General features: G+C 72.1%; 11 protein-coding genes. 3 read left to right on the forward strand and 8 right to left on the reverse strand.

The annotated features are described in order from the left end of the window. The first annotated feature begins 26 nt into the window (after positions 1-26). From ACQP0U_RS18430 to ACQP0U_RS18440, 3 genes are all read left to right on the forward strand, one after another. Positions 27-2,441, forward strand: coding sequence for a glycosyl hydrolase family 95 catalytic domain-containing protein (locus tag ACQP0U_RS18430; protein ID WP_433308654.1), 2,415 nt, complete (start codon positions 27-29; stop codon positions 2,439-2,441). Beyond that, on the forward strand, positions 2,441-3,667 hold the full coding sequence (locus ACQP0U_RS18435; protein WP_433308656.1) for an SGNH/GDSL hydrolase family protein: 1,227 nt from the start codon (positions 2,441-2,443) through the stop codon (positions 3,665-3,667). Before ACQP0U_RS18430 ends, ACQP0U_RS18435 begins: the two co-directional genes overlap by 1 nt. A gap of 92 nt (positions 3,668-3,759) precedes the next feature. Continuing rightward, positions 3,760-4,254: a DUF2231 domain-containing protein gene (locus ACQP0U_RS18440; RefSeq protein WP_433308658.1), complete on the forward strand. Its 495-nt coding sequence runs from the start codon at positions 3,760-3,762 to the stop codon at positions 4,252-4,254. Positions 4,255-4,264: 10 nt separating this feature from the next. Here ACQP0U_RS18440 and ACQP0U_RS18445 read toward each other — a convergent pair whose 3' ends face one another. The 8 genes from ACQP0U_RS18445 to ACQP0U_RS18480 all read right to left on the reverse strand — a co-directional run bounded on the left by ACQP0U_RS18445 (position 4,265) and on the right by ACQP0U_RS18480 (position 13,568). Continuing rightward, a complete protein-coding gene (locus ACQP0U_RS18445) occupies positions 4,265-4,705 on the reverse strand; it encodes a DUF1801 domain-containing protein (protein WP_433308660.1) in 441 nt (146 codons plus the stop codon). Between the two features lie 37 nt (positions 4,706-4,742). Then, positions 4,743-5,399, reverse strand: a complete 657-nt coding sequence (locus tag ACQP0U_RS18450) for a DUF998 domain-containing protein (RefSeq protein ID WP_433308662.1) — start codon at positions 5,397-5,399, stop codon at positions 4,743-4,745. 127 nt (positions 5,400-5,526) lie between these two features. Next, positions 5,527-8,868: a S8 family peptidase gene (locus ACQP0U_RS18455; protein WP_433308664.1), complete on the reverse strand. Its 3,342-nt coding sequence runs from the start codon at positions 8,866-8,868 to the stop codon at positions 5,527-5,529. A gap of 101 nt (positions 8,869-8,969) precedes the next feature. Beyond that, on the reverse strand, positions 8,970-9,962 hold the full coding sequence (locus tag ACQP0U_RS18460) for an LLM class flavin-dependent oxidoreductase (RefSeq protein ID WP_433308666.1): 993 nt from the start codon (positions 9,960-9,962) through the stop codon (positions 8,970-8,972). Continuing rightward, positions 9,959-10,285: a TIGR04076 family protein gene (locus tag ACQP0U_RS18465; protein ID WP_433308668.1), complete on the reverse strand. Its 327-nt coding sequence runs from the start codon at positions 10,283-10,285 to the stop codon at positions 9,959-9,961. The genes ACQP0U_RS18460 and ACQP0U_RS18465 overlap by 4 nt, the downstream gene beginning before the upstream one ends. Further along, on the reverse strand, positions 10,282-10,653 hold the full coding sequence (locus tag ACQP0U_RS18470) for a nuclear transport factor 2 family protein (protein WP_433308670.1): 372 nt from the start codon (positions 10,651-10,653) through the stop codon (positions 10,282-10,284). Before ACQP0U_RS18470 ends, ACQP0U_RS18465 begins: the two co-directional genes overlap by 4 nt. Before the next feature lie 36 nt (positions 10,654-10,689). After that, entirely contained in the window at positions 10,690-12,333 is a 1,644-nt protein-coding gene (locus tag ACQP0U_RS18475) for a DUF885 domain-containing protein (protein WP_433308672.1), read from the reverse strand. Further along, positions 12,330-13,568, reverse strand: coding sequence for an amidohydrolase family protein (locus ACQP0U_RS18480; RefSeq protein ID WP_433308674.1), 1,239 nt, complete (start codon positions 13,566-13,568; stop codon positions 12,330-12,332). The genes ACQP0U_RS18475 and ACQP0U_RS18480 overlap by 4 nt, the downstream gene beginning before the upstream one ends. Position 13,569 lies beyond the last annotated feature (1 nt).

Here is a 13,569-nt window from a genome sequence, read left to right on the forward strand (position 1 = left end):
CGAACGCCCAGGTTGGAGAACCCGACATGGATATCCGCAGCACCGAACCACGCGACAACCACCCCAGCCGTCGCGGCTTCCTCGCGCTGGCCGCCGCCGCCGGCGCGGCCAGCGCACTCGGTGGCCTGCCCGCCTTCGCCGCGACGCCGACACCCCGGCGTCCCGCCGGATCGCCGATGCTCGCCCCGAACGTCGCCGCGAGGAACCAGCTCTGGTGGCGGGCACCCGGCTCCGCCACCTCGATGATCGAGCAGGGCCTGCCGGTCGGGAACGGCCGACTCGGCGCGCTTGCGAGCAACGACCCGTCCCGGGAATTCCTCACGATCACCGACGCGACGCTCTGGACCGGCGGCCGCAACGACACGCTCGACGGCGACGGCCAGTTCCCCTACGGACGCGAGGACTTCGGCTCGCTCACCATGCTGGCCACGCTCACCGTCGACATCCCCGGGCACGACCTCGGCGCCGTCGACAACTACCGCCGCACCCTCGACCTTGCGCAGGGCCTGGTCAGCACCGCGTACGACATCGGCGGGGTCGGCTACCGACGAGAGGTCTTCGCCAGCCGCCCGGACGACGTCATCGTCCTGCACTTCACCTCGCAGGGTCGCGGCACGTACACCGGCGCCGTCTCCCTGGCCGGCACCCACGGCGAGACCACCACCGTCGACCCCACCGGCAGGTACGCGTCGTTCGGCGCAACCTTCGCCAACGGGCTGCGCTACGGCGCCGCCGTCACCGCGTACAGCGGCACCGGGGCGGTCGCGGTGACCGGAACGTCGATCTCCTTCACCGACTGCCGGGACCTCACCGTCATCGTCAGCGGCGGCACCAACTACGCGCCGACAGCCGCCACCGGCTTCCGCGACGAGTCGGTGCAGCCGGAACGGCTGGCCCGGGACAAGGTCCTCGACGCGGCGCGCGCGTCGGTCCGCGAGCTGCTGCACACCCACGTCGCCGACGTCCGCCCGACGTTCGAGCGGTTCGCCGTCGACCTCGGCACGTCGTCCGCCGGCCAACGCGAGTTGGACACCTGGGAGCGGGTGCAGGCGCGCTGGCGGGACAACGTCCCCGACCCGGAACTGGAGGCCGCGTACCTCCAGTTCGGCAGGTACCTGCTGATCTCCGGGTCGCGGGGCAGCCTGCCGATCGGTCTGCAGGGCCCGTGGCTGGACGGCAACGACCCGGACTGGATGGGCGACTACCACAGCGACGTGAACATCCAGATGACCTACTGGCCGGCCGACCGCGCGGGCGTCAGCGACACCTTCGACGCGTACGCGGACTACTGCGTGGCGCAGTTGCCGGTCTGGACCGCTGTCACCCAGCGGCTCTTCAACACCCCGACCAACCGGTTCCGCAACACCAGCGGCAGGATCGCCGGGTGGGCCGTCGCCTTCTCCACCAACCCGTACGGCGGCAGCGGCTGGTGGTGGCACCCGAGCGGCAACGCGTGGCTCTGTCAGAACCTGTTCGAGCACTACGAGTACACCCAGGACCGCGTCTACCTGGCGAAGATCTACCCGGTCGTCAAGGGTGCCGTGGAGTTCTGGGAGACCCGTCTCGTCACCGCGACCGTCACCGACGCGTCCGGCGCTACGCGGGAGGTGCTGGTCGCCGACCGGGACTGGTCCGCCGAGCACGGGCCGCAGGACACCCGGGGCAACACCTACTCCCAGGAGCTGGTGTGGAACCTGTTCGAGAACTACCACACCGCCGCCCGGGTGCTCGGCCGCGACGCCGAGCACGCCCGGTCCATCGACGGGCTCCGCAAGCGCCTCTACCTGCCCGAGGTCAGCCCCACCTCGGGCTGGTTGCAGGAGTGGATGTCACCGGACAACCTCGGTGAGACCACACACCGGCACCTCTCCCCCCTGATCGGTCTCTTCCCCGGCGACCGGATCCGCCCGGACGGCTCCACCCCCGCCGAGATCGTCGCCGGAGCCGCCGCCCTGCTCACCGCGCGCGGCATGAACAGCTTCGGCTGGGCCAACGCCTGGCGCAGCCTGTGCTGGGCGCGGCTGAAGGACGCGGAGAAGGCGTACCAGCTCGTGGTCAACAACCTGCGACCGTCGACGAACGGCAGCAACGGCAGCGCCATGAACCTCTTCGACATCTACGAGACGAACCCCGGCCGGGGCATCTTCCAGATCGACGCGAACCTCGGCACCCCCGCCGCGATCGTCGAGATGCTGCTCTACTCCCGGCCCGGTCACGTCGAGTTGCTGCCGGCGCTGCCCGCCGCCTGGGCGTCCGCCGGTTCGGTGACCGGTGTCGGCGTACGGGGTGGCTTCACCGCCGACCTCAGCTGGCGTGATGGGCGGGTCACCCAGGCGCGCCTGGCGAGCGTGGGTGGCCGCAGCACGACCGTGCTGGTCAACGGTCGTTCCCACCAGGTCACCCTTCGCCCCGGCGAGTCGGTCACCCTGAGGAACCTCTGATGCGGGCCGGGCTCGTACGGCGTGGGGCGGCCGCCGCTGTCGCCGCGCTTCTCTGCCTCCCCCTTGTGGCGTCGCCGGCGCAGGCGCGGACGCGGCACGACCCGGGGGCCGGTGACGGCCGGCACTTCGCGGTCACCTGGGCCGCCAGCGCCGACCGGCAGGGCGCCGGGCCAGCCGAGCGCAGCTACCGACTGGTCGTGCGCACCAGCGTCGGCGGGGACGCGCTGCGGATCCGCCTCACCAACGCCTTCGGCGACCACCCGGTGACTTTCAGCAGCGCGTACGCGGGGTTGCAGCGGCAGGGTGCCGAGCTGGTCCGGGGCAGCAACCGGCGACTGACGTTCGGCGGCCAGCCGTCGGTCACCGTCGCGGCCGGGGAGACGATCCTCAGCGACCCGCTGCCCGGCCGGCTGGCCGCCCAGAGCAACCTCGTGGTGAGCCTCCACGTCACCGGCGCGCAGGGCCCGACGAGCGGGCACGGCATGGCCATGCAGACGTCGTACGCGACAGCCGGTGACCACGCTGCCGAGGAGGCGGCGACCAACTGGACCGACTCGATGACCTCCTGGTACTGGCTGGACGCCGTCAGCGTCCGGACGTCCACGGCGACCCGCTCGGTGGTGGCCCTCGGTGACTCCATCACCGACGGGTGGGCCTCCAGCACGGATGCGAACCGGCGCTGGCCCGATTACCTGTCCCGGCGGCTCCAGGCCGCGCCGGACAGCCCGATCAAGGGCGTGGCCAACGCCGGCATCTCCGGCAACAAGGTGCTCGCCGACGGCGCCGGGGAGGCCGCGCTGCGCCGCTTCGACCGCGACGTGCTCTCCCAGCCCGGGGTCGGCACGGTGTTCGTGTACGAGGGCATCAACGACATCAAGGCCCACACCGGCGTGACAGTGGACGACCTGACCACGGGCTACCGGCAGTTGGCCGACCGGGCGCACGCGGCCGGCAGGTGCGTCGTCGGCGCCACGGTCATGGCGTACAAGGGCTGGCCGGAGTACGACGCCGCCGGTGAGGCAGTGCGCCAGGGCGTCAACGACTGGATCAGGCACAGCGGGGTGTTCGACGCCGTTGTCGACTTCGACCGGATCACCCGCAGCCCGTACGACCCGCAGACGCTGCTGCCGTTCTTCGACAGCGGAGATCACGTCCACCCGAACGACAAGGGCATGCAGGCGATGGCCGACGCCGTCGACCTGGCCGCGCTGCGTTGCGACAGGTGAGCGATCGACGGGGATGACACGCCCGCGCGGTACCGATACGGTCCCTCTGTGGACGATCAACGTCCAGGGCGATGCAACCGGAGGAGACGCCGATGTTCGAGGAGTTCATGGGCATCCCGGCCCACCCTCTGCTGCTGCACGCCGCTGTCGTGTTCGTGCCGCTGCTGGCCCTGCTGACTGTCGGTTACGCGCTCGTTCCGCCGATCCGGCCGCACACCCGGTGGGTGCTGGGGCTGCTCGCCGTGGGCGCGCCGGTCGCCGCCCTGCTGACGAAGCTCTCCGGCGATGCCTTCCTCGAACGTATGCAGGCGGCCAACCGGGTCACCCCCGAATTCCTCCCGAAGCTGCAAACGCACCAGGATTTCGGCGACATCACGCTCTACGCGACGATCGGGTTGGCGGTCGTGGCGCTGGCACTGGTCTGGTTCGTGCCGCCGAGGGCCGCCGAGACCAGCGCCGATGGGCAGCCCAGCCGGGCGGTGACCCTGGCGTTGCAGGTGTTGTCGGTGCTGGCCGCCGGCGTCGCCGTCTACTACGTGTTCCGCACGGGCGACTCCGGGGCGAAGGCGGTCTGGGAGGGCCAGTGACGTCGGCGGCTCACTGGCGGCTGGCCCGGTCGACGCCCCGGTGCACCCGGACGGTGCGCTCGATCAGTTGGCGCAGCACGCTCTCGTCGGCATCGTCGAGCCGCTTCAGGTAGAGGCATCCCTTGCCGACGCCGTGCGAGCCGAGCTGGGCGAGGAGCGCGGCGTCCCGCTCCTCGAAACCGCCGGTGAGGTAGAGGACGAGGTGCTGTTTGCGCGGCGAGAACCCCACCAGGGGCGCGTCGCCACCACGCCCGCTCTCGTAGGTGTAGTGGTAGCTGCCGAAGCCGACGATGCTCGGGCCCCACATCAGCGCCGGCTCCCCGGTCAGCTCGCCCATGATCGCGCGGAGCCGCCCCGCGTCGGCCCGCCTACGGTCGTCGGGATTGCTGGCCAGGAAGTCGTCGACGCTGATCACGGTCGGAACGGTTACTGGCTTCTTCGCTGTGGCCATGAGGTGATGCTGTCACCCGCGTACGACCAGAATCGCCTCAGCGGTCAGGGGCCGACTCGTCGCGCGCCCACCAGGAGAGCGCCACGAGCCACCCCGAGATGAGCACCGCTCCGATGGCGAAGCGGATGCTCGCACTCCCCTCGCTCCACGGCAGGGCGGTGAGCACGAACGCGACGGCGCCGCTGGCGGCGCTGTAGAGCGCCCAGTCCCGGTCTCCCTGGCCGGCGAACCGTCGGGCGAGCAGCAGGCCGGCCGCGATCAGCGACAGGAACGCCGCCGCACCGCACACCGTGTGCAGGACGCTGCCCGTGCTGGCCTGCTCGGGCAGCCCCGTCGGGGCGCCTGGTGGCCAGCCGAGCGCCGGGTCGGGAACGAAAATCCCGCCGCCGACCATCGCCACCCCGTACACGCCGACCAGCACCGGCACCACCGTGCCGGCCCGACCCGGTCGCAGCGCCCGCCACAGGCCCACCGCGAAGGCGACGGCCAGCACGCCGGTGCCCACGAACGCGACGACCTGCAACCAGCCGAGATCACCGAGGGTGAGTGAGCTGACCGCGTGCCGGCGCAGGTCGAATCCGGATCGGGTGACCGCCTGCCCGAACGACAGAACGGGGAAGAGCAGGCCGGCGACCGTGCCACAGCCCAGCAGGAGACGGGTTCGGCGCAGCGGTGTCTCGACGACGGACGTCATGGGTGTGCCTCTCGTTGTCGGCGTCACGGTTCACCGTCACGACGAACGAGGTGGCCCGGAATCGACACCCCGACACGGAACTGTGGTGCGGCCCGGCCGGAGCCGGGCCGCACCACAGCGTCGACCGTCAGCCGGCGTGGTACGCCCGGATGATGGTCTGGTCGATTCCGCTGCCGCCGTTGGCGGTGGCCTTCACCCGCAGCGAAACCGCCTGCCCGGAGGTGGCCTTCGGCAGCGCGACCCGGTAGCTGTCACCACTGCCGCTGACCCGGGCCGACTTCCAGGTGGCACCGTCGTCCGTCGACGTCCACACCTGGAACGACGTCACCTTCTGCGTCCGCACACCGTGCGCCTGCCGGACGGCCAGCTCGGCCGTGCCGTCGACCGGGTGGTTGTTGTGGTCCATCGGCAGGGCGTAGTCGACTGCGAGCAGCGGCAACGGCACGCTCCCGGTGCCGTCGGGGCCGGCGGACCGGAACGTCCACGAGGTGTTGACCTTCGTCGAGATCGGCAGGATCAGGCTCGTGTCGACGTCGAGGGTCACCCGGTAGTCGGCCATCGACTGCGGGACGGTGAAATCGCCGAACGGGCCGGACCGCTCGTCGACCAGCTTGCCGTTGCGGTACAGCGACAGCTTGCGCTGCACGCCGATCGCCTGACCCTGCAGGCAGTCGGCCCGCTGGTGCTTGTCGGTCAGCGACACCAGGTCGAGGTGCAGGTTGCCCCGGGTCCGCGACGGCGCGGTGGCGCAGCTCCAGTCGGCGCCGGCCGGGTCGTCGTACCAGTCGGAGTGCAGGGGCTGACGGGCCCAGATCTTGGTCTGCCGGCTCCCCGGCTGGTAGCTGCGAGGTGCCTCGTCCGCGGCCAGCCCGCCGTAGCTGCCCTGATCGGCCCAGAGGATCTCGGGCGAGAGGTAGTCGGTCCGGTACGGCGGCAGGTTCCCCTCGTGGGTCTGGGTCACCCCCACCCCGTCGCGGGTCATGCCGGTACGGACCAGCTGGGTGTACATCTCCGGCGAATCCGTCTGGTGGAACCGCTCGTCGATCCGGGCCAGCCTGGCCTGCTCCGCCCTGCTCACCCGGAACGCGGGATCGGCCGGGACGCCGCCCGCGTACTCGTGCACCAGGTTGTAGCGGTACGGCTCGGCGGTGCCGGCCGGCGAGTCCAGGTTGACGGCCGCCCAGGTGCGCCGGGAGCCGACGGTGGGCTTCGGCAGCGCTGTGGTGCGGACGGCGGTCGCGGTCCCGTACCCGCTGATCTGGTGCCACCAGGACTGACCGTTCGCCGCGGTCTGGAGGTTGGTGACGTCGGTCCGGGTGGGTGTGGTGGTCACTCCGTCGACAGTCGCCGTCACCGGCTTGGCCCGCGCCGGGTCGAGCGTCACGCTCCGGGCGCCGCGCACGTCCAGGTCGGCCTCGGCGGCGAGCGTCGTCTCCAGCACGTCGCTGTCGACGTAGTAGGCGACGGAGGAGCCGAGGATCGCGTACCGGCCGGCCGGCACCCGCAGCGTGAAGGTGTCTCCGGGGGTACCGCCCGCGCCGCCGTAGTAGATCACCGGGTCGGTGAGGTTGGTGACCATCAGGTTGATCCAGCTCTCCGCGCCGTCCTTCAGGCCCGGCAGCGGCTTCGTCTGGATGGTCAGGTCGTAGCTGGGCTGCTCGACGTAGAAGCTCACCGGGGTCGTCGCGACCAGCTTGCGGCCGGTACGGGCGGTGACGGTGGCCAGGTAGAAGCCCGGCCGCGCGGCCAGCGCCGCGCGATTGACCCGGAGGGTCGCCGCCGCGGTGGTGCCGTGCTTGAGCGTCAGCCGGCTCGTCGAGAGCGACGCCGCCCCGCGCGGCACCGGCTGGCCGTCGTGGTTGACGATCGACACGTCGAGGTCGAGAACCGCCGACGACTCACCGGTCCAGCTCAGCTTCGTCTCGCTGGTCCCGGCCTGCGGGTAGGCGAAGGTGCCGAGGTTGACCACAGGTTGGTCACTGGTCGGGCCGCCGAGAGCGCGGGCCGCGTTGAGTCGGCCGGCACCGACGGCGTACGGGTCGATGCCGGTGAGCGGGTCGGCCGCACCGACGAGGGCGGCCTTGAGCCGCTCACCCGACCAGTCCGGGTGTCGCTGGGCGAGCAGCGCGGCGGCGCCCGCCACGTGCGGGCTCGCCATCGAGGTGCCGCTGATCGCCTCGTAGTACCTGTCGATCGGGTCCTGGAGGTTGGTGCCGGCGGCCCGCGCGGCGACGATGTCGACACCCGGCGCGACAAGTTCCGGCTTGGCCACGTTGCTGGTGACCAGTGGCCCGCGGCTGGAGAAGTCGGCGATCTTGTCGTCCCGGTCGACCGCCCCGACGGTCAGCGCGCTGGCCGCCGAACCGGGCGAGGAGATGGCGGCGCCGCTGTTGCCGGCGGCGATGACGAAGAGCGTGCCGGTGGAGCGGCTCAGACCATCGACGGCGAGCGAGAGCGGGTCGGTGCCGTCGTCCGCGTCGCTGCCGCCGAGGCTCATGTTGATGACGTCGGCACGGGTGGCGGCCCACTCCATGGCGGCGATGATTCCGGAGTCCTCGCCGTAGCCGTGGTCGTCGAGAACCTTGCCGATCACCAGCTTGGCGTCCGGCGCCACGCCGCGACGCTGGCCGTGCGCGGCCGCGCCGGTGCCGGCGATGGTCGAGGCGACGTGCGTACCGTGGCCGTTGTGGTCGACGGCGTCACCGCCCTCGGCGGTGAAGTCGGCCCGGTCGACGACCCGGCCGGCCAGGTCCGGGTGGGTGAAGTCGGCGCCGGTGTCGAGCACCGCGACCCGGACGCCCTTGCCGGTGTAGCCGGCCTTCCAGGCGTCCGGCGCGGCGATCTGGCCGAGGTTGCGGTCCAGGCCGGCGGGTCGCCCGCCGCCGGTCAGGGCGGTGGCACGGACCTTGCGGTCCAGCCAGACTTTCTTCGCGCCGGCGAGCAGCGAGTTGGTCGCGAGCTTCGCGGTGGCCGCGCTCTTCTTGGGTACGCGGCCGGCGACCGCGCCGATGCTGGGCAGCGACAGCACGTCACCGAGCGCGGCCACCCGGGCGGAGGCGGTGGCGGGCTGCACGATGAGCGGCAGCTCGGTGGAGTTGTCGTCGTCGTAGCCGTCGGCGATCAGCGTGGTGACGTCGAACAGGTCGGGATCCAGGACCGGGCCGATCTGGGACGCGACGCGGGCGGGGATGACGTGCAGGTGGCCGTCGGGGCCACAGCTCTGGCGGATCACCGTGTTCTCGTCCGCCGGCCGAACCGTGGCCTGCGGGCAGCCCGATCCGGTGTCCCGTACGGTCACCACGTCCCCGGTCAGCAGGGTGACGGTGTGCGTCTTCGGATTGGCCGAGGCCGCGGGTGCGCCGGTCTGACCAATGTCGCTGGTCCCGGCCGTGGCCGCGCCGCCCGGTAGGGCGGTCAACGTCGTGGCCGTGACGGCGACGGCCAACAGCCATCGCGTTTTCCTGAGCATGCTGCTCCTCGTCTAATGTGGACGAAAGCGCCTCTTCGGGCGACTTCGGCAAGATCATATGCACGAATGCGTGATCTTTGAGAGCCCTTGATGAGGAGTTTTCACCCGCGTAACAGCGGGAGCACCCGCCGGCCGAGCAGATCGATGCCGCCGTGCGGGGTCAACCCGTGCGGCGTGCCGAACTCCACCCGGCTCGCCCCGGCGTCGAACACCGCAGCGGCCTGCCCGGCGACGTGCTCGGGCGTGCCGGAGAAGGCGAACAGATCGAGCAGGTCGTCACCGATCAGCGCGCCGGCGAGGTCGTCCTCCCGGCGGCCGACGTGCTGCTGGATCCGGGCCAGCAACTCCGGGTCCACCTCGATCGTCGGGTCGAGGGCGGCGACCACCGCCAGATACATGGCCACCTCCCGGCGCGCCACCCGACGTGCCAGCACACCGTCCTCGTCGACGACGGTGACCGCGCCGAGCACGACACCGGTGCGCTCCCGGTGCGCGAGCGCCGCGTCGTCCAGCCAGGCGCGCATCATCCGGGCCATTGCCGGGTTGGCCGACCCGCCGACCTTGACCTCGCCGGCGAAACCGGCCGCCGCCCGCGCCGTCTGCCGCCCCCAGGTGCCGACGAGGACCGGTACGTCGGCGCGGGCCGGGGCGTACCGCAGTGACGTGCCCGCCGCCACTGTGAACTCCCCACCCTGGAAACCGCTGTCGTCGCCGGCGAGCAGCAGCCGCACGACGGCGACCGTCTCGACGATGCGCCGGATCGGACGGACCTGCGGCACCCCGATCTCGTTGAGCCAGGTGCCCCGGGCCAGGCCCAGGTACGCCCGGCCCCGCGAGGCCAGGTCCAGTGCGGCCACCTGACCGGCGACCTCCACCGGGTGCATGGTGAACGGGTTGAGGCACGCCGCGCCCAGCCGGATCCGCCGGGTGTGCCGAGCCGCCACCAGCAGCGGAAAGATCGGCGGTTGGTACATCAGGTCACCGAAGACCGACAGCACGTCGAACCCGTGTCGCTCGGTCAGTTCGGCCAACTCCGCGTACTCGTCGGCGGACTTGTCGGACTGCAGGCCGATGCCGACCAGCCCAGCGCTCACGTCAACTCCTCGGTGGGGATGCGCTGCAGGCTGGTCCGTTCGATGCGCATGATGACCCGCTCGTCCGGGTCCGGACAGGCGACGTGGCTGTCCCGGGCCATCCAGTCGCCCTCGGCCAACTCCCGCTGCTTCGCCGGCAGCAGCGGCAGGCACGCCGCCAGGGCGTAGAGGCAGAAGTGCCCACCGGCGGGGATGGTCAGCCGGTTGGAGCCGGTCAGGTCGATGTGGTCGCCCGGCTTCAGGCCACACACCGAGCGGCCCTCGATCCGCTCCACCACGACCCGCAGGTCGTACAGGTCGGTGGTGGGTTCCTCGGCGCTCATCGCACGGCCTCCGCGTGGTGGTGCACGATGCGCCAGGAGCCGTCCTCGCGGCGCAGGACGTCGGTCACCCGGAAACACTCGTCCGGCCGGGTGTCGGCGAAGCGGGCCCGCAGCACGTAGCGGACCAGACCGGTGTCGCCCCAGGCGTCGCTGCGCAGGTGTTCCGGCGCCACCGAGATCGGCGCCGACCCCGTCGCCCGGGTCGCCCGCCGGTCCCGCAGGTCGTCCAGCGCGGGCAGGCCGCACAGCAGACCGTCGGCGTCGGACTCCCAGAACGTCAGGTCCGGGTGCAGGTGCGCGTCGAAGGCCTGCCGGTCGCCGAGGGACCGGTACAGGTCGGTGATGGTGGTGGAGAGCTCATCGCTCATCGGCTGTCACTTCCGATCGGGTACGGCGGCGGGAGGTCAGGGCAGGTCGGCCAGGCGGGCGCGGAGCGGATCCAGTCCCATGGGTCCGAGCGCCAACGCTCTGTGGTGGAAGCGTTTGCGGTCGAACGCCGTCCCCTCGCGCCGTTCGGCGTCCCGGCGGGCCTGCTGCCACAGCCGCGCGCCGACCTTGAAGGCCAGGGCCTGCGCCGGCCAGCCGAGATATCTGTCGACCTCGAAGCGTGCGGTCTCGGCGTCCAGGCCGGCGACGCGGGTGAGGACGTCCACCGCGAGCGCGGGTGTCCAGTGGCGTTCCTCGGTGAACCCGTTGCCGGCCGGGATCGGCAGCCCGAGGTGCAGACCCAGGTCGATGACGACGCGGGCGGCCCGCCACATCTGACCGTCGAGCATGCCGAGCCGCTCGGCGGGGTTGGCGTACAGGCCGATCTCGTCGGCGAGGCGCTCGGCGTAGTGCGCCCACCCCTCGGCGTACCCGTGCACCTGGCAGAGGGTGCGCTGCCAGGGGTGCAGATCCGCGGTGGTGAGGGTGACGGCGTGCTGGAGGTGGTGGCCGGGCAGCCCTTCGTGGCAGAGCGTGCCGACGTGCCGCCACACCGGCACCGTCGACTCGCCCGAGGGCACCGACCACCAGATCGCGCCGGAACGCGTCAACGACGGGTCGGGAGGCGTGTAGTACATGACCCCGGACGTGGCGGGGCTGATCCGGCACACCACCCGGCGGGTGGCGGACGGGATGTCGAAGTGGGTGCCGTCGAGCGCGTCGGTCAGCCGCTCGGTGCGCTGGCGCAGCCACTCCTCCAGGTCGGGTCCTGCCGGCACCCGGCCGGCCGGGTCGGCGTCCAGGGTCGCCCGCGCGGCAGCCACCCGCGAGTGGCCCAGCTCGCCCGCGACGGTACGCAGCTCGGTGGCGGTACGGCCCAACTCCGCCCAGCCGTAGGCGTACACCTCGTCGAGGTCGACGGTGGCGCCGAGGAAGCTGCGGGCGGTGACCCGGTAGAGGTCGCCGCCGACACCGTCGACGGCGGACGCGACGGGTGCCAGCTCGGTCCGCAGGAACGCGGCGAAGCCGACGGTGGCGGCGGTCGCCAGCCGCGCGCCCCGGCGCAGCCGCGCAGCGAGCCGACCGTCGGGGCAGGCGTCCACCAACCGCCCGTAGAAGTCGGCGGTGCTCCAGGCCGTGCACTGGTCGGCGACCACCAGCACCTGGCGGCGGGCGACCAGTTGTCCCCGCTGCGCCGAGCGGCGCAGCGTCGCGGCGTACCTGTCGAGGGCGTCGGGCACCTGGTGCAGGTGGTCGGCGACCACCGCCCAGTCGTCCTCGGTGTGCCGGGGCAGGTTGTCGAAGATCTGCCGGAGCAGGTGCACCGGCGTGGCCAGCGGCGCGAGCAGGCGGGTGGTGAACCCCGCGTCGTACAGGTCGACCTCACTGGCCAGCCGGTCGAGCAGGGCATCGGCCAGGGACCGCTCGCCGGGGTCGTGCGTGGTCGCCGTGGCGGCGGCCGTCGCGGTGCGTCGGGCCAGCTCCGCGCGGGCGTCGAACCCGTCCGGCGAGAGGTCCGGGACGTGCGACACGGGTGTACGCCCCACCGCTTCGGCCGCCTGCGGGTCCAGCTCGGCGAGCGCGTCGAGGTAGCCGTCGGCGACCTCCGTGATGGTTGTCATCGCGGTACGCCGAGCCGGCCGTGGTCGTCGCGGTACGCCACCCCGCCCTTGAGCACCGCGTGCAGGGTGCGCAGCGCGGAGACCGAGCGGGTCGGGTCGTCGCGCAGCACCAGCAGGTCGGCGTGCCTACCAGCCTCGACGGTGCCGAGGGTGTCGGCACGGCCCAGCCACTGCGCCGGGCGGGTGGTGGCGGCCTTCAGCGCGTCCGCGACGGGCATGCCCGCGTCCACCATGAACTCCAGTTCGCGGACGGTCGCGGTGGTTTCGTCGTAGCCGGCGTGCGGCGGCATGTCGCTGCCCAGGGCGATCGGCACCCCGTTGCGGATAGCGTGCTGGAGGCTTTCCCAGTGCCGGGGGCCGGCCGCGAGGGCCCGGTCCATCAGCCAGCCCGGCACCCCGGAGTCGCGGAAGAACTGCTCGCAACGGCTCACCACGATCGTCGGCACGTACCAGACATTGCGCTCGGCCATCAGTCGCGTGACGTCGTCGGTCAGCTCGTAGCCGTGCTCGACGCAGTCCAGCCCCAGTTCCACGGCCCGGCGGACCGAGTCGGCCGGGCCGGCGTGCGCGGTGACCTTGCGCCCCCAGTCGTGCGCGACGCGGATGACCGCTGCCATCTCGTCGTCGAGCAGCTGGGGGGTGTCGATCGCCTCGTGCTGGCCGGCGATCCCGCCGGAGATGCAGACCTTGATCAGGTCGGCGCCGGCGCGGAGCTGTTCGCGGGTGGCTCGACGGAAGCCGTCCGCGCCGTCGGCCTCCAGGGCGTCGGCGTCCCAGCCGTGCCCGCCGGTGCAGCAGAGCGCGTGCCCGGCGGTGAAGATGCGGGGGCCGTCGACCGCGCCGGCCTCGATCCCCCTGCGCAGGGCGAAGTCCGCGTACCGGCTCTCCCCGACGAGACGGGCGGTGGTGACACCGGAGTGCAGGGTGCGCCGGGCCGAGTCGGCCATCAGCAGCACCAGCTCGGCCAGATTGGAGCCGTGCACGGTGTCGGCGAGGTGGCCGGGTAGCCCCAGCGAGAGGTGTACGTGCATGTTGGTCAGACCCGGCATGACGTGCTCGCCGCCGAGGTCGACCACCCGGGCGGCACCAGCCTCGGCGAGGACGTCGTCGACCTGACCGACGGCACGGATCATCCCGTCGGCGTCGATCCAGATGCCGCGGTCCGGTTGGAGGGCGTCCTGGACCCCGTCGTAGAGGGCGAGGTTGACCAGGACCTGTTCGGTGGGCATGCGCATG

It is taken from the genome of Micromonospora sp. CA-269861 (assembly GCF_050948505.1).
GTDB lineage: Bacteria > Actinomycetota > Actinomycetes > Mycobacteriales > Micromonosporaceae > Micromonospora.